Below are 24,763 nucleotides of genomic sequence, written 5' to 3' on the forward strand. Positions count from 1 at the left end.
GGAGTGACGGGCACTGGCTGGCAATGTCTAGCAACGGCAGGCATTTCGGCTGAGGGTAAAAGAACTTTCCGCTAAGCGATAGACTGTATGTAAACACAGTATTGCAAGGACGCGGAACATGCCTCATGTGGCGGCCAGGACGGCCAGCCGGGATCGGGATACTGGTCGTTACCAGAGCCACCGACCCGAGCAAACCCTTCTCTATCAGATCGTTGACGAGTATTACCCGGCATTCGCTGCGCTTATGGCAGAGCAGGGAAAGGAATTGCCGGGCTATGTGCAACGGGAATTTGAAGAATTTCTCCAATGCGGGCGGCTGGAGCATGGCTTTCTACGGGTTCGCTGCGAGTCTTGCCACGCCGAGCACCTGGTCGCTTTCAGCTGTAAGCGTCGCGGTTTCTGCCCGAGCTGTGGGGCGCGGCGGATGGCCGAAAGTGCCGCCTTGCTGGTTGATGAAGTACTGCCTGAACAACCCATGCGTCAGTGGGTGTTGAGCTTCCCGTTTCAGCTGCGTTTCCTGTTTGCCAGCCGGCCCGAGATCATGGGGTGGGTGCTGGGCATCGTTTACCGCGTCATTGCCACGCACCTGGTCAAGAAAGCGGGCCATACCCACCAAGTGGCCAAGACGGGCGCGGTCACCCTGATCCAGCGTTTTGGATCGGCGCTCAATCTGAATGTTCACTTCCACATGCTGTTTCTCGACGGTGTGTATGTCGAGCAATCCCACGGCTCAGCGCGTTTCCGCTGGGTCAAGGCGCCGACCAGCCCAGAGCTCACCCAGCTGACGCACACCATCGCCCACCGGGTGGGTCGCTATCTGGAACGGCAAGGCCTGCTGGAACGGGATGTCGAAAACAGCTATCTGGCCTCGGATGCGGTGGATGACGACCCGATGACACCCCTGCTGGGGCACTCGATCACTTACCGTATCGCTGTCGGTTCACAGGCGGGGCGAAAGGTGTTCACTTTGCAAACTCTGCCGACCAGTGGTGATCCGTTCGGTGACGGGATTGGCAAGGTAGCCGGGTCCAGCCTGCACGCCGGCGTGGCGGCCAGGGCCGATGAACGCAAGAAGCTCGAACGGCTGTGCCGGTACATCAGCCGCCCGGCGGTATCCGAGAAGCGGCTGTCGTTAACACGAGGCGGCAACGTGCGCTACCAGCTCAAGACGCCGTACCGGGACGGCACCACGCACGTCATTTTCGAACCATTGGATTTCATTGCAAGGCTGGCCGCCCTGGTACCGAAGCCCAGAGTCAACCTAACCCGCTTCCACGGGGTGTTCGCACCCAACAGTCGGCACCGGGCGTTGGTCACGCCGGCAAAACGGGGCAGGGGCAACAAGGTCAGGGTGGCTGATGAACCGGCAACACCAGCACAACGGCGAGCGTCGATGACATGGGCGCAACGGCTCAAGCGTGTTTTCAATATCGACATCGAGACCTGCAGCGGCTGCGGCGGCGCCATGAAAGTCATCGCCTGCATTGAAGACCCTATAGTGATCAAGCAGATCCTTGATCACCTGAAGCACAAAGCCGAAACCAGCGGGACCAGGGCGTTACCCGAAAGCCGGGCGCCACCGGCTGAGCTGCTCCTGGGTCTGTTTGACTGACGAGCCTGAAGGCCAACGATACCAATCAAAATGCTGCGTTCACAGCGCCGCGGCAGGGATCCGCCGTGCTGGTTGTCGGAAAAGGAGCCGCTAGTGGGAAAGAGGAGGGTAAATTTTCAGCGTTGCTGGCTCCCCGTCAGCCGGATTGGGTTGCATCGCAGGGGTGTCGAAAGAGTCAACTGCGGTCCAAAGCTGTTGGACTTGGGTGAAAAGGGCGTTTATTCTTCCTATACGTGCCGCGTTCCAGGCGGCGACTATGAGGGCTATGTCGATGCCCATGTGCGCCGGCTGGAGGCGCTACGCCGGGCCGGTATCGTCGAGCGGATCGACGCCGACCAATGGCGCATCCCCAATGATCTGGTCAGCCGTGCCGCCGCCCATGACGCCGGCCGAGACAGTCAGGCCAGCGTTCGCGTCCTTTCCCCGGTCGATCTGAACAAACAGATCGGATCGGACGGCGCGACCTGGCTGGACCGGCGGCTGATCCACGGCGAGACGGCCGACCTTGCGCCAACCGGCTTCGGGCAACAAGTCCGCGAAGCCATGGACCAGCGCCGCGAGCACCATATCGAACAGGGCGACGCCACCCGCAGCCGGGACAGCCGCGTCTTCTACCGGCGCAACCTTCTCGCCATCCTGCGGGAGCGCGAGGTAGCCGGCGTCGGATCGGATATGGCTTTGAGTAAGGGCCTGCCGTTCCGCGCCGCCACGGACGGCGAGAGCGTCAGCGGCAAGTTTACCGGAACCGTGCATCTATCGAGCGGCAAGTTCGCCGTGGTCGAGAAATCCCATGAGTTCACCCTTGTCCCGTGGCGGCCGATCATCGACCGCCAACTCGGCCGCGAGGTTATGGGCATCGTGCAGGGCGGGTCGGTGTCGTGGCAGTTAGGGCGGCAGAGGGGGCTGGAACGCTGAGTGCGCCCATGCCGCATTGCGAAGCAAAAGATAATCGGATAAAATGTAGCAATTCATATTCGTAAGCGTGGAGTAATCAGATGGGAAATTCCAAGTCAGCAGACAAGTAAGCCGCAACAACCAGTATTGTTGTTGCGGCGCTCTGTAAGGCTAGTCTCATCTGATTGCTGACGAGCAGACGTCGCCCGGTATTCCTTAATCGAGGGTTGATTCGTCATGACCACCACACGCCCCGCGTGGGCCTATACGCTGCCGGCAGCACTGCTGCTGATGGCTCCTTTCGACATCCTCGCTTCACTGGCGATGGATATTTATCTCCCTGTCGTTCCAGCGATGCCCGGCATCCTGAACACGACGCCCGCTATGATCCAACTCACGTTGAGCCTCTATATGGTGATGCTCGGCGTGGGCCAGGTGATTTTTGGTCCGCTCTCAGACAGAATCGGGCGACGGCCAATTCTACTTGCGGGCGCAACGGCTTTCGTCATTGCGTCTCTGGGAGCAGCTTGGTCTTCAACTGCACCGGCCTTTGTCGCTTTCCGTCTACTTCAAGCAGTGGGCGCGTCGGCCATGCTGGTGGCGACGTTCGCGACGGTTCGCGACGTTTATGCCAACCGTCCTGAGGGTGTCGTCATCTACGGCCTTTTCAGTTCGATGCTGGCGTTCGTGCCTGCGCTCGGCCCTATCGCCGGAACATTGATCGGCGAGTTCTTGGGATGGCAGGCGATATTCATTACTTTGGCTATACTGGCGATGCTCGCACTCCTAAATGCGGGTTTCAGGTGGCACGAAACCCGCCCTCTGGATCAAGTCAAGACGCGCCGATCTGTCTTGCCGATCTTCGCGAGTCCGGCTTTTTGGGTTTACACTGTCGGCTTTAGCGCCGGTATGGGCACCTACTTCGTCTTCTTCTCGACGGCTCCCCGTGTGCTCATAGGCCAAGCGGAATATTCCGAGATCGGATTCAGCTTTGCCTTCGCCACTGTCGCGCTTGTAATGATCGTGACAACCCGTTTCGCGAAGTCCTTTGTCGCCAGATGGGGCATCGCAGGATGCGTGGCGCGTGGGATGGCGTTGCTTGTTTGCGGAGCGGTCCTGTTGGGGATCGGCGAACTTTACGGCTCGCCGTCATTCCTCACCTTCATCCTACCGATGTGGGTTGTCGCGGTCGGTATTGTCTTCACGGTGTCCGTTACCGCGAACGGCGCTTTGGCAGAGTTCGACGACATCGCGGGATCAGCGGTCGCGTTCTACTTCTGCGTTCAAAGCCTGATAGTCAGCATTGTCGGGACATTGGCGGTGGCACTTTTAAACGGTGACACAGCGTGGCCCGTGATCTGTTACGCCACGGCGATGGCGGTACTGGTTTCGTTGGGGCTGGTGCTCCTTCGGCTCCGTGGGGCTGCCACCGAGAAGTCGCCAGTCGTCTAACCGACGACTGGTAGCAGGCCCGCTCCGATGCGGCGCACTAACCATCGAAACCTCGTGAATGTCGGTATCCTGTCTGGCAGGATACCGCTCATTTCCCTTGTTCAGTTCATCGCCGTCGCCGAGCATCTGAATTTTCGGCATGCGGCCAAGGCACTTGGTATCAGCCAGTCGAGCGTCAGCGCGCGTGTGAAAGCGCTGGAGGATAACCTTGGTGTCCTGCTATTTGAGCGCCATGCGCGGGGCGTTCGGCTAACAGACGCAGGCAGGCACTTCATGGAGCGTGTCACGGCGGGTGTCGATCAACTCGATCACGCAGTGAAGACCGCGGAGTGACGGGCACTGGCTGGCAATGTCTAGCAACGGCAGGCATTTCGGCTGAGGGTAAAAGAACTTTCCGCTAAGCGATAGACTGTATGTAAACACAGTATTGCAAGGACGCGGAACATGCCTCATGTGGCGGCCAGGACGGCCAGCCGGGATCGGGATACTGGTCGTTACCAGAGCCACCGACCCGAGCAAACCCTTCTCTATCAGATCGTTGACGAGTATTACCCGGCATTCGCTGCGCTTATGGCAGAGCAGGGAAAGGAATTGCCGGGCTATGTGCAACGGGAATTTGAAGAATTTCTCCAATGCGGGCGGCTGGAGCATGGCTTTCTACGGGTTCGCTGCGAGTCTTGCCACGCCGAGCACCTGGTCGCTTTCAGCTGTAAGCGTCGCGGTTTCTGCCCGAGCTGTGGGGCGCGGCGGATGGCCGAAAGTGCCGCCTTGCTGGTTGATGAAGTACTGCCTGAACAACCCATGCGTCAGTGGGTGTTGAGCTTCCCGTTTCAGCTGCGTTTCCTGTTTGCCAGCCGGCCCGAGATCATGGGGTGGGTGCTGGGCATCGTTTACCGCGTCATTGCCACGCACCTGGTCAAGAAAGCGGGCCATACCCACCAAGTGGCCAAGACGGGCGCGGTCACCCTGATCCAGCGTTTTGGATCGGCGCTCAATCTGAATGTTCACTTCCACATGCTGTTTCTCGACGGTGTGTATGTCGAGCAATCCCACGGCTCAGCGCGTTTCCGCTGGGTCAAGGCGCCGACCAGCCCAGAGCTCACCCAGCTGACGCACACCATCGCCCACCGGGTGGGTCGCTATCTGGAACGGCAAGGCCTGCTGGAACGGGATGTCGAAAACAGCTATCTGGCCTCGGATGCGGTGGATGACGACCCGATGACACCCCTGCTGGGGCACTCGATCACTTACCGTATCGCTGTCGGTTCACAGGCGGGGCGAAAGGTGTTCACTTTGCAAACTCTGCCGACCAGTGGTGATCCGTTCGGTGACGGGATTGGCAAGGTAGCCGGGTCCAGCCTGCACGCCGGCGTGGCGGCCAGGGCCGATGAACGCAAGAAGCTCGAACGGCTGTGCCGGTACATCAGCCGCCCGGCGGTATCCGAGAAGCGGCTGTCGTTAACACGAGGCGGCAACGTGCGCTACCAGCTCAAGACGCCGTACCGGGACGGCACCACGCACGTCATTTTCGAACCATTGGATTTCATTGCAAGGCTGGCCGCCCTGGTACCGAAGCCCAGAGTCAACCTAACCCGCTTCCACGGGGTGTTCGCACCCAACAGTCGGCACCGGGCGTTGGTCACGCCGGCAAAACGGGGCAGGGGCAACAAGGTCAGGGTGGCTGATGAACCGGCAACACCAGCACAACGGCGAGCGTCGATGACATGGGCGCAACGGCTCAAGCGTGTTTTCAATATCGACATCGAGACCTGCAGCGGCTGCGGCGGCGCCATGAAAGTCATCGCCTGCATTGAAGACCCTATAGTGATCAAGCAGATCCTTGATCACCTGAAGCACAAAGCCGAAACCAGCGGGACCAGGGCGTTACCCGAAAGCCGGGCGCCACCGGCTGAGCTGCTCCTGGGTCTGTTTGACTGACGAGCCTGAAGGCCAACGATACCAATCAAAATGCTGCGTTCACAGCGCCGCGGCAGGGATCCGCCGTGCTGGTTGTCGGAAAAGGAGCCGCTAGTGGGAAAGAGGAGGGTAAATTTTCAGCGTTGCTGGCTCCCCGTCAGCCGGATTGGGTTGCATCGCAGGGGTGTCGAAAGAGTCAACTGCGGTCCAAAGCTGTTGGACTTGGGTGAAAAGGGCGTTTATTCTTCCTATACGTTGTCGGCAGCGGGCCAAAAAGGAATACGTCCATGCCCATCGAGGTGAAACCGGCTGTGAGCGCGGGTTCAAGCATATAGCCCGACAGGCGCGTATCCTTGCCGATCACGACACGATGGCGGTGGTCACCGCGACGAAAGACACGGCCAGCCGCCATGCCGACGCGCAAGGCGGTTTCCGCCGTCATCGCGCCTTCGTTGGCTTTGCCACGAATACCGTCTGTGCCGAAATATTTGCGCACCATAAGGTCGATTATCCTGTCGTCGGGTCGCCCTCAAAGGGGACATGCCTGCTGAACCGCGAATATAGAGAAATATCCCGAATGTGCAGTTAACGAATTCTTGCGGTTTCTTTCAGCGCCGCCAATACCGCCAGCCCGTCGCGCAAGGGGCGCGGCTCGTGTGTGCGGATGAAGTCAGCTCCACCTGCGGCGGCGGCAAGCTCTGCAGCGAGTGTCGCGGCCCCGACATCCCCCGGACCACGGCCTGTGAGCGCGCGCAGAAAGGATTTGCGCGAAACAGACAGAAGCACCGGCAAATCGAAGCGCAGCCGCAATTCATCGAACCGCGCCAGCACCGAGAGCGAGGTTTCGGGAGCAGCCCCCAGAAAAAACCCCATGCCGGGATCAAGGACAAGGCGGTTGCGTTTGATACCGGCACCCGTCAGCGCCGCGATGCGCGCGTCAAAGAACGCCGCAATGTGATCCATGATGTCGCCAGCGGGTGCCTCGCGCCGATCTGCCTGCCCGTCTTGCACCGAATGCATAACGACGAGTTTGGCAGATGATTTCGCCAATTGCGGATAGAACGCAGCGTCTGGAAAACCGCGAATATCATTGAGATAGGCCACACCACGCGACAAGGCATAGGCTTGCGTCGCGGGTTGATAACTGTCGAGCGAGACGGGAATGCCATCTGCCTTGAGCGCGTCCAGCACCGGCGCGATACGCGCGATTTCTGTGTCGGACGAAACAGGCGCGGCGTCGGGATTGCTGGATGCCGGACCGAGGTCGATCACATCTGCCCCCTCGGCCATCAGCTTACGCGCCTGCGCAATGGCTGCGTCTGGCGCCAGATACCGGCCTCCATCGGAGAAACTGTCCGAGGTTATGTTGACGATGCCGAAAATGATGAGCGATTTATTCATGGGGGCTTCTATAATAATAATAATCGAGCATGAGTCTCATACGGATGCTCGGGTCGAAAGGGAATCCCCAGGCGAGTAACCTGTTTGCGGTGATCCATTAGCTGCAGGAGCAGAATAGCATACATCTGGAAGCAAAGCCAGGAAAGCGGCCTATGGAGCTGTGCGGCAGCGCTCAGTAGGCAATTTTTCAAAATATTGTTAAGCCTTTTCTGAGCATGGTATTTTTCATGGTATTACCAATTAGCAGGAAAATAAGCCATTGAATATAAAAGATAAAAATGTCTTGTTTACAATAGAGTGGGTATCGGAGACGAAGAAGGACAAGGTACATGCTGACCGATACCAAGCTGCGCAATCTCAAGCCCAGGGACAAACTCTACAAAGTGAATGACCGGGAAGGTCTCTATGTGGGGGTCGCCTCAGAAAACGGAATCTATGGTCACTCCCGTTTTTGCAACACCGATTTTGACGACAAGTTGGCTTGCTTGAATCTATCCGGCGTCTGAATGGGATTTTATTCCCGCGCCTCGATGAGTTCCGCGCCTGATGAACCTCCAGAAAATATACGGCTTCAATGAGCCTTTCCGTTTTACAGGTTCCTCAACAGGCCGGTGGGCCGTTAGTATCATCAATATCAGTATTCGCAAAACCAGATGAATGATTGTTTAAACTGGTGTATTTCTGCCTTTATGCTTCGTAAGTTTGCTGTCGCGCCGTCAGTGCCCAGGCTATTCTGGCCAGCTTGTTTGCCAGAGCACAGGTGACGACAAAGTTGCTTTTCCGACACAACAACTCCCTGACCCAGTCGGCCAACTTGCCAGACTGGTGTTCCAGTTTTTGTATGAATACCCTGGCACACTGAACCAACAAAGTTCGGATCTTTTTGGGGTTCTAGGGATTTTCCGTCCAAAAACGACAAAGTGCTCTGGAGGCCCCGCCGTCTGTGGCCTCCAGAGGGGTATTACTTTTTTCGAGATCCCTATTTGGGCTCTGTTTGAGTAAGATTTAGTCTTTTTGGGCTAAATCCATGGCATTCGAAGAACGTGTCCAAATCTTGTCCGAGGCAGAACAAGATGAGTTATATGGACCCCCCGCTTTCACCTCCGCCGACCAACGCTTCTTTTTCTCGCTGAACGATAAGGAACTGGCGATCGCTAAAAGCCTCCGTCATCGGGGCCAGCGTTACATGCTGGTGGTACTGCTGGGCTATTTCAAAGCCAAGCCGGTGGTGCTGAATCCCGGCTTTCATCAGATCAAGCAGGACCTCAAATACGTTTATCAAACCGTTCTACCAGGCCCAGGCTGTAGACCCTTTAATCTCACGCCAAAAGAGAACGAACGGATTTACCAACGTGTTTTCCAGCTCTGCAACTACCAGCGCTGGAATGTCAAAGACCATGGAGCGGCGTTGAGAGATTACTTATCCCAGCAAGCCAGAGCCTGGACAGCGCCTAGGCACCTCTTCGATGCGGCCATTGAATATTGTTCGGGGCAGAAGATCGCAATCCCTGCCTACAGCACGCTGCAAAAGATCATCAGTCAGGTGGTGGGAGACGAACAGGAACACATGGCCGCGCACCTTGAGCGTGCAATGTCACGCGGTCTTAAGCAAGCACTGGCGGAGCTCGTGAACGGCACAGGTCCACTGCCGTTCCGACAGTTGCGACAATCGGCTCGTAACTTCACCGGAACCGAGTTGGAGAAAGAACTGATTGTCTATCGCCATATCCAGCATTGGATGCCGGAAGTGGATCTGCTGTTGAGCACGCTATCACTGTCGCAGAAAAATCTGCAACACCTGGCAGAGAAAGTCGACTACTACGGTGCCAAACTGAAACGTCAAACCGTAGGCAGCCAATGGCTGTATTTATTGTGCTATCTTCAAACGCGATGGCAGCAAGCGCTGGAACGTATTGCCGATGGCTTTGTGCATCATGTCAGACAGACCAAACAGAAGGCAAAGGATTATGCGCAGGAAGCGGTGTTTAAGGATTGGCAAAAAGCAGCTAAAAATGTCAGCAAGGCAGCTGAAGTACTGCACCTGTTCATTGATGACAGCATTGATCTGCAACTACCGTTTGCAACAGTAAGACAGCAAGCACTGAGCCTGCTGACCAAAAGGGATCTGGAATCTGTATGTCTCTTCCTGAACGAGCAGCGACGATCGGTCGATGAAGCCATGTGGCAGTACTGCGACGAGAAAGAAAGTCTGCGGAAAGGTTTGCTGCGAGAGTTGTTCCTATGTCTGCGCTTCGAAGGCTGCGACGGCACCCAGCACTTAGCGGCCGCCTTGGCGAAAACACAAAACGAACTCAACGGCCAGGACGCTCAGTTGCAAACTGCCGACACCAGACTCCTTTCCAAAAAATCACGTGAATTCCTGCTGGATGGTGAAGGGAATATCCTGATCGATCGTTATGAGTGGTTCCTCTATCAACAGATTCCTGATCGCCTGAATGGCCAGCTGACGCTGCCTGATATCACTAAATACCGGGCACTCGACGCCGACCTGATCGACGGGGAACATTGGCGAAAAAACAAATATACGCTGCTTCAACAGAGCCATTTTACAAAATTAGCGGAGGAGCCTGAAAAGCTGATCAAACAGATGGCCATGGAATTGGATACCCGTTTGTACGAAGTCGGCGAATATCTTGAACAGGAAGACAACCGGAATATCATCTTGCGTAATCCGCAGGGTAAACGCTTCTGGCGCCTGCCTTCGGCCAGCAAACATCATCTGGTCAACAATCCCTTCTTCCAGCAAATTCCCACAACGGGGATTGCGGATGTACTGCGCATGGTTGATCGTGACACCGGTTTCATTGACTGCTTCGCTCATGTGCTGGGTTCCCAATCCAGAAGCCGTTCCCATGAATATGACCTGTTGGCAATTCTGGTCGGCAATGCAACCAATCAAGGCATTTACGGCATGGCACAGATCTCTGATCGTACCTATGATCAGCTCAGCACTATCCAGGCGAACTATCTTCGCCTGGAAACATTGAATGCTGCTAACGACAACATCAATAACGCGACAGCCAAGCTACCCATCTTCCGGTACTACAACATCCAGGAAGATGTGATCCACGCCAGTGCCGATGGTCAAAAGTTCGAAGCCCGGCGCGAGACCTTCAAAACCCGTTATTCGTCGAAGTACTTTGGCACTCAAAAAGGTGTTTCTGCCATGACCTTGATCGCCAATCACGCTGCGATCAACGCCAGAGTGATCGGCGCCAACGAACATGAATCGCACTACATCTTTGATTTGTTGATGAGCAATACGTCAGACATCATTCCGGATGTGCTCTCAACCGATACCCATGGGGTGAACCATGTGAACTTCGCGTTACTGGATCTGTTCGGATACCAGTTTGCCCCACGCTATGCCCAGGTTGGCAAAGTGATCAATGACATGTTTGATGTCAAGGAAGACAAAGAACACCGAATTCAGCTGTGCTTAAAAAAGCCAATCAATACCCATCGTATTGCGCAGCACTGGGATACCATCCAACGGATTGCAGTATCACTTAAGCAGCGGAAAACAACGCAAGCCACCTTGGTGAGAAAGCTCTCGGAGTACAAGCGCAATCACCCGCTGCTGGAAGCCCTGACGGAATACAATCGCCTGGTGAAAGCGAATTATCTACTGTGCTACATCGATGATGCCAGTTTAAGAAACTATGTTCAGCGCGCGCTGAACCGGGGAGAGGCCTATCACCAACTGCGTCGGGCCGTGAGCAGCGTCAATGGGGATCAGTTCCGGGGCAGTTCAGACGAAGAAATCCAGCTATGGAATGAGTGCGCTCGCCTGGTCACCAATGCCATCGTTTACTTCAACTCCAGGATACTCAGCCAGCTGTTGACCAGCTTCGAATACCAAGGAGATACCAAGAGAATAGATATCGTCAAACAGGCATCCCCTGTGGCCTGGCACAACATTAACCTCAAGGGGACTTACCACTTCGAATTGAGCGAAAAATTGCCAGATCTGGAGGCGCTTATGCGCTCAATCGAGGGATATTTACCCGTCAGCGAAAAGTAATACCCCTCTGGAGGCCACGGACGGCGCGGCCTCCAGAGCACTTTGTCGTTTTTGGACGGAAAATCCCTAGAACCCCATATCTGGTTTGAAGCAGAAGGCTACCTCGTCGTGCTGGATGATCGCGGAGAATATATCCTGCCGTGGACGGCATTTTTCATCGAACATGAACACGAACGGCGCAAGTACAACAAGCGCTGGAAACGGTATGGGAGTTATTGACTGCTAGGGGAGGGAATTAAGCTGGCCGCGCCCTCCGGAGAGGACGGGGCCGTAACTCCTTCTACGCTGACGCCAAAGGCTGGTAGATGAGATGCGCAAAGTGTAACGGTTACCCCGATGATTAGCAACCGACTGGCTGTATGGCGAAGTAATAAGACGTGTATGCCGACACAAAGACAGATTCAAAAAAACAACCCCGGCGTAAGTTGCAACGCAACCAAGCGGCCGGGGTCATGTTGCTGGCAACCTTAAAGATACGCCCTCTTTCAGTCAATCATTTTTACCCCATTTTGTGACGGATCTGGTGGAGCCTGATGACTTTACTGGCGGTTTCTCGCCAAAATTTCACATGTGAAAATTTTCCAGAAAACGCTGTAAGTGCCCATTTTGGGCACTTACAGCGCTCTGGATTTCGTTAGGTCCTCGGTACGCTCTTGCATGTTGATGTTTGTTACAGGGAGATCATCTGCATGCGTGAGCAAAATCCGGCTATTTACAGCGATCCTACGGGTTCGATTCTGCGTGAACTCCATGAGTTGAAACATCTAGTTCGCCAACAGGGGTTAGCACAGAGAGAGGTTCTCTCGGCTGAGGAGTGCGCCGAACTGCTGGGGGTATCGGTCAGCTATGTGTACCGGTTGACCAGCGAGAGGCGCTTACCGCACTACAAGCCGCAAGGGAAAAAAATTTATTTCAGGAGGGATGAGCTGCTGGACTGGCTGCTCTCCCATCGCATCTCGCCAGATGTTGAGCTGGCTGAGCATGTGAACACGAGGGTTCGACGAGCCCGCCATGGGGGGCGGTGAGGTATGGGGATGGAAAAAGATCTGACCACAACCTATTGGCCCCTAGATCTCCAGGTCGCATTTTCTGAGTCCCCTAGCCCAATCGATTTTGTCCTACCAGGGCTCCCGGTTGGCTGTGTTGGGGCCTTGGTGTCACCGGGTGGTGCGGGTAAATCCATGCTGGCATTGCAGTTGGCAATCCAGATAGCCGGTGGGCCGGATTGGTTAGAACTCGGCAAGTTGGAGAGAGGCTCTGTGCTCTACCTGCCAGCCGAAGACCCTCGGCCCGTGTTACATCACCGGTTGTTTACCCTTGGCCAATATATTGATACACGGCAGCGTGTTTCACTGGAGCGCGACCTTCGATTGATACCGCTTCAGGGGGCCAGTCCGAATGTGTTGAATAGCCACTGGTGGGAAGCGATTGCCATTTGGGCTGAGGGGGTCAGGTTGGTGGTTATCGATACACTGAGACGCTTTCACGATGCCGACGAGAATGCAGCCTGTGCTATGACGCAGGTGCTGGGTCAGTTGGAGCGGCTGGCCATGGGGCAGGGATGTAGCGTGCTATTTGTACACCACACCAGCAAATCCGCAGCATTCCAAGAAGCTGGCGATCTGCAGCAGGCCAGCCGAGGTTCGTCGGTACTAGTGGACAACGTCCGCTGGCAGGCCTATCTCGCTACTATGACCAAGAAAGAGGCGCAGCAGCTGGGCGTATCGGCAGAGCAGAGCCAGCGCTACGTGCGGTTTGGGGTAAGCAAAAGTAATTATGGGCAGCCACTACCAGAGCGCTGGTTGGTGCGGGGGGAAGGTGGCGTATTGTACCCCGCCAAATTGGACGAAACGCGCCGAGAGAGAGGTAAACGTGCCTTGCTTTGAATTGACCCATGCTCGGCATGACCATATGCACTGCCTGGCACCAGGATTGTTCAGAGCCATCGCTCCAGGTCAGCGCCGCCGAGACAAGCTGGATGCGGTGTATCGATTCGGTGGGGGCAATCAGATTGAGTTTTCCGGGCCAGAGCCGCTGGGTGCCGATGACCTTCGTGTGCTTCAGGGACTGGTTGCCCTGGCTGGTGTTGAGGAATATAGCGCCATCATTGAGCCCATTGCAGCTACCGGGGAGGGCAACAGCTTGCGTACCCTGCTAGAGCCTCGCTGGGCAGCCAATCAGCAACGAGTCTTGGTGGTCAAAAGCAGCCTGCACAAACTGGCCAAGGAGATTGGCTACGCCAACCCTCGTGACACCAATACGGTGCGCCGTTGTGTCGAGCGGTTATGGAAGGTGTCGGTAATAGCGCAGGTAGCAGGCCAGCGCAGCGGTTTTCGTCTGCTTGCGAACTATTCCAGCGATGCCCTGACCGACGGGCTCTTTGTAGCGCTCAATCCTTTGCTGACCTCCGCCATTATGGGCTCTGGCCGCCATGTTCGTATCGACATGACAGAGGTGCGGCGCCTGAGTGGCTGTATCACCAGACTGTTGCATCAGCGGTTATGTGCCTGGGTCGATGTTGGCCAGAGTCGGACGGTACAGCTAGACACCTTGGTTGCTTATGTTTTTCCTGAGGAAGCCAGTATGGCCACTCACCGCAAGCGGCAATCGCGAGTCCGCAAGGCATTGAATGAACTGGCTGAACTGGGCTGGTCAATCAGTGAACATGCCAAGGGGCGGTTTACCATCGGTCGGCCTGCGCTATCACGATAATGGTCACAAACCATCACGATAATGGTCACAAAGTTCACGATATTGGTCACAGGACTAATCAGTCAAACCCAAGTGCTACTTGGGCTGCAGACCGATCCTGAAATTCGATCTAGATTATCTAAGATGATCTACGCCAGCGCTGTGTAGCGCCGGCGTTTTTGTTGGCTCTTCCTGGCTAGGATTTGCTTCCTGCACTTACTGGTTAAGTATCAGTGCTGCCTGCCGGTTGGCTACTGCGGCTACTTCAGGCTTCTCACTGGCTAGGAGCTCATCAAGGGCGCGTCCCATCTTCTATCACTCCAATACGTTGGGAAAATCGAGCATGGCATCTCGGCGCCGTGATTCAAGGATGTCTGCATAGATCTCTGTGGTTCTCAACTCGCTGTGTCCCAGTAAGCGGGAGAGAGCATAGATATCGACGCCGCGGTTAAGCTGGATCACGGCGAAGGTATGACGCGCGCTGTGGAAGGTTACCTTCTTGGTTATACCCGCCTGCAACGCCCAGCGGGTGAGCTCCATGTTGTGCCAAGCCGAATACTTGAGGCCCTTGAAGATCCGCTCTGTTACCTTGCCTGGGCGCCCCATCAGCTGCATCGCCATGTCATTCAAATCCAGGTATTGCAGGCCGCTGGTCTTTTTCTGGGTGAAGACGATACGGTAATGGCCATAGAAGGGCTCCAGCTCGGCCCAGGTCAGCTTGTGAATGTCGGACCAGCGCAAGCCAGTGCAACAAGAGAACAGAAAGGCGCGCTTAAGAACGTCGTAGCGGCACTCGGCGTGGGCCAGGGCTCGAACTTCGTCTTCGGTCAGGTAAACCCGTTTGTTCTTCTCCCCCTGGATAGCTTTGACACGTCGTACCGGATTATCCGGTAGCAGCCGTTCCTGCTCTGCCTGGTTCAGGGCCGCCCTTAACTTGTTGAAATAGGCACTCTGGGTGTTGCGGCTCAGTGGTGTGCCGCTTTTGGTGCGAGCTTTGTGCATCAGGTAATGCCGAAACCCCTCCAGGAACAGCTGATCTACTTCCTCGAAAGTCAGCTCCGGCAGCTTATGGTACTGGCGTAAATGCTTGAGGGCTGATATCCAGATGGAATGGTTGCTCTTGCTGCCTGCCGCTTTTTGGTCTGTAACCTCTTGGAAGTACTCGAAGAAGCTGGCCTTGTAGGCGTTCGAGAAATCCAGATGGTGTTTACCAGTCTCGTACTCGAAGAGTCGCTTGGCGCGGATGGCTTCGGCTACTCGCTGGGTTTCTTTGTTGTGGAGCCGCTGTGCTGGGGTACGCGGCTTGTCGTATAGGAAGAGATCCAAGGGCTCTCTGCTGCGTTTGTGCTTGCGGATGCCCGTGGCTGGTTCAAGGTAGGAGCCGGCGTAATAGGTTAAGCGCAGAGCGCGCTTGCCTTCGGCGTCAGGTTCGCGGAATTCGATGCTGATCTTCATAATTGTCCCCCGAAAGTACCCCGAGAGGTTACTTCGGGGTACTCTCGGGGTAAATTCTCACGAAACAAGATCAGGCAAGAATAGCCAGTAAAAATAAAATTCAATATTTACAATGTCTTATGTTGTCACTGGCTGCTTTTTATTGCTGATTTTTCACCACATTACTTGCCGATGCAGAAGCTGGAGAAGATACGGCCCAGCAGATCGTCGGAGCTGAATTCGCCGGTGATCTCGGAGAGGGACTCCTGCGCCAGGCGCAGCTCTTCGGCCACCAGCTCGCCAGCCACGAACACTTCCAACTGCTCTTTGGCCACCAGCAGCCGCTCGGCGGCGCGCTCCAGCGCATCCAGATGGCGGCGGCGGGCCATAAAGCCCCCTTCGGTGTTGCCCTGGAAGCCCATGCAGGCTTTCAGGTGCTCGCGCAGGGCAGGCAGCCCCAGCTCGGTCTTGGCGGAGATGCGGTAGACTGCGTGGCCCTGCTCCTGGCTCGGTGCCAGATCCTCGCCGGTCAGATCGGCCTTGTTGCGAATGACGGTGAGGCCGATGTTTTTTGGCAACCGATCAACAAATTCCGGCCAGATCTCCCGCGGGTCAACCGCGTCCGTGGTGGTGCCATCCACCATAAACAGCACCCGATCGGCCTGTTCAATCTCGGCCCAGGCGCGTTCGATACCGATCTGCTCCACCTTGTCCTGAGTGTCGCGCAGACCGGCGGTGTCGATGATGTGCAGCGGCATGCCATCGAGATGGATATGTTCGCGCAGCACGTCGCGGGTGGTGCCAGCGATCTCGGTGACGATGGCCGACTCGCGGCCCGCGAGGGCATTGAGCAGGCTCGATTTGCCGGCGTTGGGACGACCGGCGATCACCACCTTCATCCCTTCCCGCAGCAGAGCGCCCTGTTTGGCTTCCCCGCGCACGTCGTCCAGCTCGGACATGATGGCGTAGAGGTCGCCCGCCACCTTGCCGTCGGAGAGGAAGTCGATCTCCTCGTCCGGGAAGTCGATGGCCGCTTCCACATAGATGCGCAGCCGGATCAGGCTCTCCACCAGTTGCTGGATTTTGCTGGAGAACTGCCCCTGCAGGGAGTGCATGGCGCTGCGGGCGGCCTGTTCGCTGGAGGCTTCAATAAGGTCAGCGATAGCTTCGGCCTGGGCCAGATCCAGCTTGTCGTTGATGAAGGCGCGCTCGCTGAACTCGCCGGGGCGGGCAGGGCGGATGCCATCGATTTTCAGAATGCGGCGGATCAGCATGTCCATGATGACGGGGCCGCCGTGGCCCTGCAGCTCCAGCACATCCTCGCCGGTAAAGCTGTTGGGTGCTTTGAACAGCAGGGCGATGCCCTGATCCAGTACCTGGCCTTGCTCATCCTTGAACGGCAGATATTCGGCGTAACGCACCCGCGGGAGCTTGCCGAGCACTATCCCGGCGACCTGTTCGGCGGCGGGGCCGGAGACCCGGACTATGCCGACGCCACCACGGCCTGGCGCGGTGGCCTGGGCCACGATCGTATCTGTTGTCATCTTGCTTGGCTCGTTTGTTCGCTGATAGGAAAACGTAGTGGGAGACATTGTAATAAAAAAGGCGGCCCGAAGGCCGCCTCTTTTGTCATCACGGGAAGATTAGCTGCGTGAATGCAGTCCTTTCTTCTCCAGCTGACGATAGATGATGGTCTGCTGGATGATGGAGATGACGTTGCTCACCAGCCAGTAGAGAGTCAGGCCAGCCGGGAACCAGAGGAACATGAAAGTGAAGATGATCGGCATGAACTGCATCACTTTCTGCTGCATCGGGTCGGTTACGGTGGTCGGGCTCATCTTCTGCAGATACCACATGGAGGCACCCATGAGGATTGGCAGCACGAAGAAGGGGTCCTTCACTGACAGGTCAGTGATCCACAGGGCAAACGGCGCGTGACGCAGTTCAACGGACTCCATCAGTGCCCAGTAAAGGGCGATGAAGATCGGCATCTGAACCAGGATCGGCAGGCAGCCACCCAGCGGGTTGACCTTCTCCTTCTTGTACAGCTCCATCATGCCCTGAGACATCTTCTGGCGGTCGTCGCCGAAGCGCTCGCGCAGGGCCGCAATCTTGGGTTGCAGCATGCGCATCTTGGCCATGGAGGTGTACTGGGCCTTGGTCAGCGGGAACATGATGCCGCGCACCAGCAGGGTCAGCATGATGATGGCCAGACCCCAGTTCTGGACGAAACCGTGGAACACGGTCAGCAGCCAGTGCAGCGGTTGGGCGATGAACCACAGCCAGCCGTAGTCGACGGTCAGGTCGAGGTGGTTAGCCACCTTGGCCATTTGGTCTTGCAGCTTGGGACCGACCCACAGCTTGCTGGTCACTTCAGCCTGTTGGCCGGCAGCCACGTCAACCAGCGGCGCTTTGTAACCGATGATGGCCTGGCCTTTGCCCGGGATCACACGGCTGTAGAAGCTGTTGGTATCGTCGGCATTCGGTGCCCAGGCAGAGACGAAGTAGTGTTGCAGCATGGCGACCCAACCACCCTTGGTGGTCTTGTTCAGGTCGGCATCCTTCATCTCGTCGAAGGTGTACTTCTTGTAGCGGGTATCTTCAGTGGAGAAGGCACCACCACGGTAAGCGCTGGCTACCATGGCATGACCTTCCTGATCCTTCGGCGTTGCTACGGTCTGCTTCAGCTGACCATAAAACTGCACCTGAACCGGCTCGGCAGATTTGTTGTCGATCTTGTAATCAACGCCAACGGCATAGTCGCCACGCTTGAGGATGAACTCCTTGGTGAAGACCACGCCCTTGCTGTCGGTCCAGGTCATCGGAACGACGACTTGATCCTGACCATCGGCCAGCTGATAGCTGGTCTGGGCGGCTTCATAGGTAGGACGACCTTCGGCCTGACTGTCCGGACCGTTGCGACCCACCAGACCGCTCTGGGCGATATAGAGGTGCTCAGGCTTGCTGGTCAGCAGCACGAACGGTTGGTCCTTGCCCTCTTCCAGTTTGTGAGACAGCAGTTCGGCAGACACGACGTCACCACCCTGGGTATCCAGGGTCAGCTTGAGCACGTCAGAGGAGACGGTGATCAGCTTGCGTGCGGCAGTCGCGTTGGCTTGCTCGGAAACCTGAGGAATATCACCGGTCTGACCGGCTTCAGGTACGAAATGTTCGGTTTGGGCCACGGTAGTCGGGGCCGGCTTCGGAGCCTTGTCGGACTCCCACTGTTGCCAGAGCAGAAAGCTCACGAACAGCAAACCGATCAGGAGTAGATTGCGTTGTGATTCCATAGTCTTCAGTTTCTTCGCTTTGGTTGCGGAACCGGGTCATAACCACCCTCGGATAAGGGATGGCATTTTAATAGACGTTTGCTAGCTAACCAAACGCCTTTTATGAAACCGTGAAGTCGGATGGCTTCTATCGCAAATTGGGAACAAGTTGGAGTAAAACGGCAGCGCGGCCCGAGCAGAGGGCTAATGATTAGCTGATACAGGCGTATCAGTTTGATAGCTACCCATTGCAACGGCGTGACAGAGTGCGCCATAGCTTTTCCAGTAACTTGAACAGTTCCTCGTTATCCATCTCTTTCACACCGGCTTTGGCGATCACCACGATGTCGATAGCGGGCAGCTGATGTTGTTTGAGGCGGAAACTTTCCCGGACCACCCGTTTGACACGGTTACGCCAGACGGCACGCTTGAGTGCTTTTTTGGGCACAGCGAGACCAAGACGAGAGTGTTCGAGTGAATTGGGGCAGGCGAGAAGCGTAATTTGCGGGGAAGCAGCCCGGACAGGCTCGGCGAAAACGCGTTTGAAGTGTTCGGGAGTTAACAGACGTAACTCCCGAGAGAAGGTGTGCTGGGTAGGCATTAAACTACCAGACGGGCACGACCCTTGGCACGACGAGCGGCCAGAACTTTACGACCGTTGGCAGTTGCCATGCGGGCGCGGAAACCGTGAGAGCGCTTGCGCTTCAGGTTGGACGGTTGAAAAGTACGTTTCATGATTCGATTCCGTATTTCTGTACAGTTTTGATTGTCACACTTAGCCGACGCGCCAGCTATAGCGTGTGACGACTAGCAAAAGAGGCCGAATTCTAAACAGAGTTCGGCTTTTAGTCAATCCGCCGTTCCCTCTCATCCTGCCGTGGTCTTGAAAAGGCCACTGCCGAGCGTGAGGATCCAGAGGATCAAGGGCTCCGGATTATACTGGCAACCCGGGGTTAAACAAGGGATCCCTCAATAAAAAAGGCGGCCAGGCCGCCAAAGAGAGAGCTATTTAAGGACTTTCCGCAAGAACTCCCGGGTACGGGGATCCTTGGGATCGACCAATATCTGATCCGGCGGGCCCTGCTCGACGATCCGCCCCCCTTCCATGAAGATCACCCGATCGGCAACATCACGAGCAAATTCAATCTCATGAGTCACCACCACCATGGTCTGGTGCTGGCGGGCCAACTCTTTCATCAGTCCCAAAACCTCGTCGACCCACTCGGGATCGAGGGCCGAGGTGGGCTCGTCAAACAGGATCACTTTGGAGTGGGCCGCCATGGCGCGACCAATGCCGACCCGCTGCTGCTGGCCGCCGGAGAGGGAGGCCGGATAGGCATCCTGCTTGTCGGCAAGACCAATGTCCTTGAGGATGCCGAGCGCTGTGGCGCGGGCCTCCGCTTTTGGCTGCTTCCAGACGGTGATCAGCCCTTCGGCGATGTTGTCGAGCGCTGTTTTGTTGGCAAAAAGGGCGTAGTTCTGGAACACGAAGGAGGCCCGCTTGCGCAGCTCGATCGCCTGCTGTTCGCTGGCCTTGGCCAGATTAAGCTCGAGATCGTCGATGGCAAGGGTGCCCGCATCCGGGGTCTCCAGCAGGTTCAGGCAGCGCAACAGGGTCGACTTGCCGGTGCCGGAGGGGCCGATGATGACGACAATTTCCCCCTTTTTGACCTCCAGATCGATGCCGTTGAGCACCTGATTGCCGTGATATGCCTTGGAGAGGCCGGTTAGCTTGATCATGAGAGCCCTCCTTTAATAGGCACGGTTGAGACGAATTTCCAGCAGATGCTGCAAGCGGGTAAAGAAGATCACCACTACCCAGTAGATAAGCGCCACCGCCATAAAGCTCTCGAAGAACTTGAAAGAGGAGGAGGCTTCCATCTGCGCTTTGCCCATGATCTCGGCCACTCCCAGGGTGAAGGCCAGCGAGGTGCTCTTGATCATGTCGATGAAGTAGTTCATCAGCGACGGGGTGGCGATACGTGCCGCCTGCGGCAGGATGATCCGCTGCATCGCCTGATAACGGCTCATGCCGATACTGAGCGCCGCTTCCATCTGGCTTTTGTGAATGCCGAGGATGGCTGCGCGGATCGACTCGGCCATATAGGCGGCGAAGTGCAGGGTCAGACCGACGATGGCGGCGGTAAAGGCATCCATCCCCACGAAGATCGGGAACAGTTGCGGCAGTCCGTAGTAGAGCAGGAACAGCTGAACGAGTAGCGGTGTACCCCGAAAGAACGAGATATAGAGCATCGCCAGCCAGTGAATCGCGGGGACGCGAAACACCCGTACTATCGCCAGGGCCAGCGAGAGTACGAGTGCCAGCACGAATCCCCACAGGGCCATTTCCATCGTGGTGCCCAGATATTTGAGCAGGATGGGAAACAGCCCCAGCGTGTATTCGAGGTCAAATTCCATCATTTATTTGTCGGTGATGTCGGAAGCGAACCATTTCTCGGAGATCTGGCGAAGGGAGCCATCCTTGCGCATGGCGGTCAGGGCCTCGTCGACCTTCTTCAGCAGCGCCTGTTTCTCCGGGGTCTTCAGGAAGGGCAGGGCGTTCTCGATAGTCTCGAACGGTGCGCCAGCCTGTTGCAGCGGCAGCTTGGACTCCTTGATCAGCTGGGCGGTGGAGACGCGGTCCATCACGAAGGCATCGATGCGACCCAGGGCGACATCCTGCTCGAAGGCGGAGTCATAGGTGCGGATGTCGATCTTCTTGTTCGGGTCGTTCTTGCGCAGCAGCTCTTCGAAGTTGGAACCCAGGTTCACGGCCACCTTCTTGCCTTCCAGATCCTTGATACCGTGAATGGTGCTGTTGCCCTTGCGTACCACAATCTGGGCGCCGTCATAGACGTAAGGTTGGGAGAAGTCGTACTTCGCCTTGCGCTCGTCGGTGATGGTGATCTGGTTGGAGATGGTGTCGATGCGGCCGGTTTCCAGCATGCCGAACAGGCCGGAGAAGCTGGCGGTCACGAATTCGACCTTGTAGCCGGTGCGCTCGCCGATCTGGTTCCACATATCCACTTCAAAGCCCTGCAGCTTGTCCTGCTTGACGAAGGTGAACGGGAAATATTTGCCAGACATGCCGACCTTGATGGTCTCCTGGGCGATGGCCTGACCGGACAGGGTGGCGAGCAGGATGGCTGCGCCGGAAATCAGTTTGATGGATGTTTTCATGGTGTTTCTCTCTCAATGTCTTGTATTTGTAGTTGTAATAACTGGTTTGGCCCTGATGTTATTGGAATAAAATTTAAAAAATAAATGACATTTGGTTATATGAAATAACAGGAGAGAAGCACGGGATCGACCAATCCGGACGGTGGATCAAGCTGTGGGTAACTTTGGGGATGAAATCCGATCCAAAGGCGCTGGATCCTTGAAAGTCAAGGATCTTATTTGCTGGATCCACCGGGCGATGGCTGGAGATCCGGCGGCTAAAAACGTAGAATAGCCGGTCTTTAGTTAATCAATCGACAGGAGTTTAGAGTGACTGCTTCGCTATGGCAGCAGTGCCTTAACCGGCTGCAAGATGAGTTGCCCTCGGCAGAATTCAGCATGTGGATCCGGCCGCTTCAAGCGGAGTTGAGTGACAATACTCTGACCCTGTATGCACCGAATCGCTTTGTTCTGGACTGGGTACGAGACAAGTATCTCATCCGGGTTAACGGCATCATCAACGAACTCTGCGGGGTCGACGGCCCCGCCCTGCGTTTTGATATAGGCAATCGTCCCCATCCTGTTGCTGTCGCCAGAGCGCCGGTACAGGGTGCCACGCCTGTGAATAACTTGCAGAAGAGCTGGGAAAGCAAGGCTGAAGCCAAGCCCGAGCCGAACCACAAGAGCAACACCAACGTGAACTATACCTTCGAGAATTTCGTCGAGGGTAAGTCCAACCAGTTGGCGCGTGCGGCTGCCCGTCAGGTAGCGGACAATCCGGGTGGTGCTTACAACCCTCTGTTCCTCTATGGCGGCACCGGCCTGGGTAAAACCCACCTGCTGCACGCCGTTGGCAATGCCATCAAGGAGAGTAAAAAAGATGCCAAAGTCATCTATATGCACTCCGAGCGGTTTGTTCAGGACATGGTGAAAGCGCTGCAAAACAACGCCATTGAAGAGTTCAAGCGTTACTACCGCAGCGTCGATGCCCTGCTCATCGATGACATCCAGTTCTTCGCCAACAAGGAGCGCTCCCAGGAGGAGTTCTTCCATACCTTCAATGCCTTGCTGGAAGGTAATCAGCAGATCATCCTGACCTCGGATCGCTATCCGAAGGAGATCAACGGTGTCGAGGATCGCCTCAAGTCCCGCTTCGGCTGGGGCCTGACCGTGGCGATCGAACCGCCGGAGCTGGAGACCCGCGTCGCGATCCTGATGCGCAAGGCAGACGAGAACCAGATCCATCTGCCGGACGAAGTGGCCTTCTTCATTGCCAAACGTCTGCGATCCAACGTCCGTGAACTGGAAGGTGCCCTCAACCGGGTGATCGCCAACGCCAACTTCACCGGCCGTGCCATCAACATCGATTTCGTGCGCGAAGCGCTGCGCGACCTGTTGGCACTGCAAGAGAAGCTGGTCACCATCGACAACATCCAGAAGACGGTGGCGGAGTACTACAAGATCAAGCTGGCGGATCTGCTCTCCAAGCGTCGTTCCCGCTCTGTTGCCCGTCCGCGCCAGCTGGCGATGGCACTGGCCAAGGAGCTGACCAACCACAGTTTGCCGGAGATAGGTGATGCCTTTGGTGGCCGTGACCACACTACCGTTCTTCATGCCTGCCGCAAGATCGAGCAGCTGAAGGAGGAGAGTCACGACATCAAGGAGGACTATTCCAACCTGATCCGTACCCTTTCTTCCTGATAACGGAATCGAGTGGACAGATGCAGCGCGAATATTCCAACCTGATCCGAATCTTTTCCTCCTAATCACAACGGAGAGCACAGATGCAGCTCGAAATTAGCCGTGAGGCCCTGTTACGTCCTCTGCAACTGGTGTCCGGCGCCCTCGGCGGCCGACCGACCCTGCCGATCCTCGGCAACGTGCTGCTTGATGTCAGCAACGGTCTGCTGTCACTGACCGGTACCGATCTCGAAGTAGAGATGATCGGTCAGGTCTATCTGAACGGGGCCAGCGAAGATGGCCGCACCACAGTACCGGCGCGCAAGCTGCTGGATATCTGCCGTGGTCTGCCGGAAGGCGCCGAGATCCGTCTCAATACCGAAGGCGAGCGCCTGATCATCCGGTCCGGTCGTTCCCGCTTCAACCTCTCGACCCTGCCGGCGACCGAGTATCCGAACATCGAGGATTGGGAATCCGTGCTCGAGTTCGATATCAGCCAGCTGGAGCTGAAGAAGCTGATCGATGCGACCCAGTTCTCCATGGCCAGCCAGGACGTGCGTTACTACCTGAATGGCATGCTGTTCGAGAGCGAAGGTCACGGTCTGCGCACCGTGGCGACCGACGGTCACCGTCTGGCCACCTGCCGCCGCGAGGTAGTAGGGGAATCGCTGCCCGATCATCAGGTTATCCTGCCGCGCAAAGGGGTATTGGAGCTGGTGCGTCTGCTGGAAGCGGAAGACAAGCCGGTGCGGCTGCAGATCGGTCGCAGTAATCTGCGTGCTGCGCTGGACGGTTTCATCTTCACCTCCAAGCTGGTGGATGGCCGCTTCCCGGACTGGCGCCGCGTCATTCCGCGCAACAGCGACAAGGCTCTGATCGCCGGCCGTGAGGATCTGCGTCAGGCGTTTGCCCGCGCGGCGATCCTCTCCAACGAAAAATTCCGTGGGGTGCGTCTCAATCTGCAGGAAAACCTGCTGCGCATCACCGCCAACAACCCGGAACAGGAAGAAGCGGAAGAGCTGCTTGACGTACAATACGCTGCTGGCGAGATGGAGATCGGATTCAACGTCTCTTATGTGCTGGACGTGCTGAATACGTTAAAATGTGAGCAAATCCGGGTTAGCCTGAGCGATTCCGTCAGCAGCGCCATTATTGAGGATTTTGAAAATCAGGATGCTCAGTACGTGGTAATGCCGATGCGGATCTAGT

At 56.4% G+C, this 24,763-nt stretch carries 22 protein-coding genes and 2 pseudogenes; 12 read left to right on the plus strand and 12 right to left on the minus strand.

Going from position 1 to position 24,763, the window contains the following annotated elements:
- Positions 1 to 118: 118 nt before the first annotated feature.
- From ACTG20_RS01815 to ACTG20_RS01835, 5 genes are all read left to right on the plus strand, one after another.
- Complete coding sequence (locus tag ACTG20_RS01815) at positions 119 to 1,612, plus strand: IS91-like element ISCR2 family transposase (protein WP_001120888.1); 1,494 nt, start codon at positions 119 to 121, stop codon at positions 1,610 to 1,612.
- 30 nt (positions 1,613 to 1,642) lie between these two features.
- Positions 1,643 to 2,527 carry a DUF3363 domain-containing protein gene (locus ACTG20_RS01820; RefSeq protein WP_021598067.1) on the plus strand — a complete coding sequence of 295 codons (885 nt, stop codon included), beginning with the start codon at positions 1,643 to 1,645 and terminating at the stop codon, positions 2,525 to 2,527.
- Positions 2,528 to 2,743: 216 nt separating this feature from the next.
- Positions 2,744 to 3,958: a chloramphenicol/florfenicol efflux MFS transporter FloR gene (gene floR, locus ACTG20_RS01825; protein ID WP_023300759.1), complete on the plus strand. Its 1,215-nt coding sequence runs from the start codon at positions 2,744 to 2,746 to the stop codon at positions 3,956 to 3,958.
- 54 nt (positions 3,959 to 4,012) lie between these two features.
- Positions 4,013 to 4,291 carry a LysR family transcriptional regulator gene (locus ACTG20_RS01830; RefSeq protein ID WP_001100557.1) on the plus strand — a complete coding sequence of 93 codons (279 nt, stop codon included), beginning with the start codon at positions 4,013 to 4,015 and terminating at the stop codon, positions 4,289 to 4,291.
- A gap of 111 nt (positions 4,292 to 4,402) precedes the next feature.
- Complete coding sequence (locus ACTG20_RS01835) at positions 4,403 to 5,896, plus strand: IS91-like element ISCR2 family transposase (protein WP_001120888.1); 1,494 nt, start codon at positions 4,403 to 4,405, stop codon at positions 5,894 to 5,896.
- A 175-nt stretch (positions 5,897 to 6,071) separates the two neighbouring features.
- Here the strand turns inward: ACTG20_RS01835 and ACTG20_RS01840 are convergent, their stop codons facing one another.
- Positions 6,072 to 6,374 (minus strand): phosphoglucosamine mutase, encoded by a 303-nt coding sequence (locus ACTG20_RS01840; protein ID WP_000251875.1) that lies wholly within the window; start codon positions 6,372 to 6,374, stop codon positions 6,072 to 6,074.
- An 86-nt stretch (positions 6,375 to 6,460) separates the two neighbouring features.
- Positions 6,461 to 7,276 carry a sulfonamide-resistant dihydropteroate synthase Sul2 gene (gene sul2 / locus ACTG20_RS01845; RefSeq protein WP_001043260.1) on the minus strand — a complete coding sequence of 272 codons (816 nt, stop codon included), beginning with the start codon at positions 7,274 to 7,276 and terminating at the stop codon, positions 6,461 to 6,463.
- Positions 7,277 to 7,605: 329 nt separating this feature from the next.
- On the opposite strand from sul2, the pseudogene ACTG20_RS01850 reads away from it, so the two are divergent.
- A pseudogene (locus ACTG20_RS01850) lies at positions 7,606 to 7,710 on the plus strand (Arm DNA-binding domain-containing protein); the annotation flags it as partial.
- 253 nt (positions 7,711 to 7,963) lie between these two features.
- Here ACTG20_RS01850 and ACTG20_RS01855 read toward each other — a convergent pair.
- Positions 7,964 to 8,161 (minus strand): annotated as a pseudogene (locus ACTG20_RS01855) (IS110-like element IS5075 family transposase); the annotation flags it as partial.
- A 142-nt stretch (positions 8,162 to 8,303) separates the two neighbouring features.
- Between ACTG20_RS01855 and ACTG20_RS01860 the strand changes: the two are divergent.
- The 4 genes from ACTG20_RS01860 (at position 8,304) to repC (ending at position 14,033) form a co-directional block, all read left to right on the plus strand.
- Positions 8,304 to 11,321 (plus strand): Tn3-like element IS3000 family transposase, encoded by a 3,018-nt coding sequence (locus ACTG20_RS01860; RefSeq protein WP_439987425.1) that lies wholly within the window; start codon positions 8,304 to 8,306, stop codon positions 11,319 to 11,321.
- A 689-nt stretch (positions 11,322 to 12,010) separates the two neighbouring features.
- Positions 12,011 to 12,346, plus strand: a complete 336-nt coding sequence (locus ACTG20_RS01865; protein WP_324042803.1) for a helix-turn-helix domain-containing protein — start codon at positions 12,011 to 12,013, stop codon at positions 12,344 to 12,346.
- A gap of 9 nt (positions 12,347 to 12,355) precedes the next feature.
- On the plus strand, positions 12,356 to 13,207 hold the full coding sequence (locus ACTG20_RS01870) for a helicase RepA family protein (protein WP_257124057.1): 852 nt from the start codon (positions 12,356 to 12,358) through the stop codon (positions 13,205 to 13,207).
- Positions 13,208 to 13,253: 46 nt separating this feature from the next.
- Entirely contained in the window at positions 13,254 to 14,033 is a 780-nt protein-coding gene (repC, locus tag ACTG20_RS01875; protein WP_257124058.1) for a replication protein C, IncQ-type, read from the plus strand.
- A 294-nt stretch (positions 14,034 to 14,327) separates the two neighbouring features.
- On the opposite strand, the gene ACTG20_RS01880 is transcribed toward repC, so the two are convergent.
- The 9 genes from ACTG20_RS01880 to ACTG20_RS01920 form a co-directional block, all read right to left on the minus strand.
- On the minus strand, positions 14,328 to 15,467 hold the full coding sequence (locus tag ACTG20_RS01880; protein WP_429102835.1) for a site-specific integrase: 1,140 nt from the start codon (positions 15,465 to 15,467) through the stop codon (positions 14,328 to 14,330).
- A 161-nt stretch (positions 15,468 to 15,628) separates the two neighbouring features.
- Positions 15,629 to 16,990 (minus strand): tRNA uridine-5-carboxymethylaminomethyl(34) synthesis GTPase MnmE, encoded by a 1,362-nt coding sequence (mnmE, locus tag ACTG20_RS01885; RefSeq protein ID WP_019445516.1) that lies wholly within the window; start codon positions 16,988 to 16,990, stop codon positions 15,629 to 15,631.
- Between the two features lie 99 nt (positions 16,991 to 17,089).
- Positions 17,090 to 18,736 (minus strand): membrane protein insertase YidC, encoded by a 1,647-nt coding sequence (yidC, locus tag ACTG20_RS01890; protein WP_005355794.1) that lies wholly within the window; start codon positions 18,734 to 18,736, stop codon positions 17,090 to 17,092.
- Between the two features lie 5 nt (positions 18,737 to 18,741).
- The gene (gene yidD / locus ACTG20_RS01895; protein ID WP_010672280.1) at positions 18,742 to 18,990 is read right to left on the minus strand and encodes a membrane protein insertion efficiency factor YidD; all 249 of its coding nucleotides are present in this window, start codon (positions 18,988 to 18,990) and stop codon (positions 18,742 to 18,744) included.
- Complete coding sequence (rnpA, locus tag ACTG20_RS01900; protein ID WP_005339313.1) at positions 18,957 to 19,316, minus strand: ribonuclease P protein component; 360 nt, start codon at positions 19,314 to 19,316, stop codon at positions 18,957 to 18,959. The genes yidD and rnpA overlap by 34 nt, the downstream gene beginning before the upstream one ends.
- Positions 19,316 to 19,450 carry a 50S ribosomal protein L34 gene (gene rpmH / locus ACTG20_RS01905; protein ID WP_005307156.1) on the minus strand — a complete coding sequence of 45 codons (135 nt, stop codon included), beginning with the start codon at positions 19,448 to 19,450 and terminating at the stop codon, positions 19,316 to 19,318. Before rpmH ends, rnpA begins: the two co-directional genes overlap by 1 nt.
- 270 nt (positions 19,451 to 19,720) lie before the next feature.
- Complete coding sequence (locus ACTG20_RS01910; RefSeq protein WP_005339311.1) at positions 19,721 to 20,455, minus strand: amino acid ABC transporter ATP-binding protein; 735 nt, start codon at positions 20,453 to 20,455, stop codon at positions 19,721 to 19,723.
- A gap of 12 nt (positions 20,456 to 20,467) precedes the next feature.
- A complete protein-coding gene (locus ACTG20_RS01915; protein ID WP_013724235.1) occupies positions 20,468 to 21,136 on the minus strand; it encodes an amino acid ABC transporter permease in 669 nt (222 codons plus the stop codon).
- Positions 21,137 to 21,895, minus strand: a complete 759-nt coding sequence (locus ACTG20_RS01920; RefSeq protein ID WP_005339308.1) for an amino acid ABC transporter substrate-binding protein — start codon at positions 21,893 to 21,895, stop codon at positions 21,137 to 21,139.
- A 309-nt stretch (positions 21,896 to 22,204) separates the two neighbouring features.
- Here ACTG20_RS01920 and dnaA point away from each other — a divergent pair, with 309 nt between their 5' ends.
- Positions 22,205 to 23,575 carry a chromosomal replication initiator protein DnaA gene (dnaA, locus tag ACTG20_RS01925; protein ID WP_123174080.1) on the plus strand — a complete coding sequence of 457 codons (1,371 nt, stop codon included), beginning with the start codon at positions 22,205 to 22,207 and terminating at the stop codon, positions 23,573 to 23,575.
- 83 nt (positions 23,576 to 23,658) lie between these two features.
- Positions 23,659 to 24,762 carry a DNA polymerase III subunit beta gene (gene dnaN, locus ACTG20_RS01930; protein WP_194495382.1) on the plus strand — a complete coding sequence of 368 codons (1,104 nt, stop codon included), beginning with the start codon at positions 23,659 to 23,661 and terminating at the stop codon, positions 24,760 to 24,762.
- The last annotated feature ends 1 nt before the right edge of the window (position 24,763 follow it).

The sequence above is a fragment of the Aeromonas sp. 84A genome (assembly GCF_051919345.1).
GTDB lineage: Bacteria > Pseudomonadota > Gammaproteobacteria > Enterobacterales > Aeromonadaceae > Aeromonas > Aeromonas veronii.

What these genes read in the sequence shown, in the direction of transcription:
- ACTG20_RS01815 (WP_001120888.1), top strand. Translation starts at nt 119, where the DNA reads ATGCCTCATGTGGCGGCCAGGACGGCCAGCCGGGATCGGGATACTGGT.
- ACTG20_RS01820 (WP_021598067.1), top strand. Translation starts at nt 1,643, where the DNA reads ATGCTGCGTTCACAGCGCCGCGGCAGGGATCCGCCGTGCTGGTTGTCG.
- floR (WP_023300759.1), top strand. Translation starts at nt 2,744, where the DNA reads ATGACCACCACACGCCCCGCGTGGGCCTATACGCTGCCGGCAGCACTG.
- ACTG20_RS01835 (WP_001120888.1), top strand. Translation starts at nt 4,403, where the DNA reads ATGCCTCATGTGGCGGCCAGGACGGCCAGCCGGGATCGGGATACTGGT.
- ACTG20_RS01840 (WP_000251875.1), bottom strand. Translation starts at nt 6,374, where the DNA reads ATGGTGCGCAAATATTTCGGCACAGACGGTATTCGTGGCAAAGCCAAC.
- sul2 (WP_001043260.1), bottom strand. Translation starts at nt 7,276, where the DNA reads ATGAATAAATCGCTCATCATTTTCGGCATCGTCAACATAACCTCGGAC.
- ACTG20_RS01860 (WP_439987425.1), top strand. Translation starts at nt 8,304, where the DNA reads ATGGCATTCGAAGAACGTGTCCAAATCTTGTCCGAGGCAGAACAAGAT.
- ACTG20_RS01865 (WP_324042803.1), top strand. Translation starts at nt 12,011, where the DNA reads ATGCGTGAGCAAAATCCGGCTATTTACAGCGATCCTACGGGTTCGATT.
- ACTG20_RS01870 (WP_257124057.1), top strand. Translation starts at nt 12,356, where the DNA reads ATGGAAAAAGATCTGACCACAACCTATTGGCCCCTAGATCTCCAGGTC.
- ACTG20_RS01880 (WP_429102835.1), bottom strand. Translation starts at nt 15,467, where the DNA reads ATGAAGATCAGCATCGAATTCCGCGAACCTGACGCCGAAGGCAAGCGC.
- mnmE (WP_019445516.1), bottom strand. Translation starts at nt 16,990, where the DNA reads ATGACAACAGATACGATCGTGGCCCAGGCCACCGCGCCAGGCCGTGGT.
- yidC (WP_005355794.1), bottom strand. Translation starts at nt 18,736, where the DNA reads ATGGAATCACAACGCAATCTACTCCTGATCGGTTTGCTGTTCGTGAGC.
- yidD (WP_010672280.1), bottom strand. Translation starts at nt 18,990, where the DNA reads ATGGCGCACTCTGTCACGCCGTTGCAATGGGTAGCTATCAAACTGATA.
- rnpA (WP_005339313.1), bottom strand. Translation starts at nt 19,316, where the DNA reads ATGCCTACCCAGCACACCTTCTCTCGGGAGTTACGTCTGTTAACTCCC.
- rpmH (WP_005307156.1), bottom strand. Translation starts at nt 19,450, where the DNA reads ATGAAACGTACTTTTCAACCGTCCAACCTGAAGCGCAAGCGCTCTCAC.
- ACTG20_RS01910 (WP_005339311.1), bottom strand. Translation starts at nt 20,455, where the DNA reads ATGATCAAGCTAACCGGCCTCTCCAAGGCATATCACGGCAATCAGGTG.
- ACTG20_RS01915 (WP_013724235.1), bottom strand. Translation starts at nt 21,136, where the DNA reads ATGATGGAATTTGACCTCGAATACACGCTGGGGCTGTTTCCCATCCTG.
- ACTG20_RS01920 (WP_005339308.1), bottom strand. Translation starts at nt 21,895, where the DNA reads ATGAAAACATCCATCAAACTGATTTCCGGCGCAGCCATCCTGCTCGCC.
- dnaN (WP_194495382.1), top strand. Translation starts at nt 23,659, where the DNA reads ATGCAGCTCGAAATTAGCCGTGAGGCCCTGTTACGTCCTCTGCAACTG.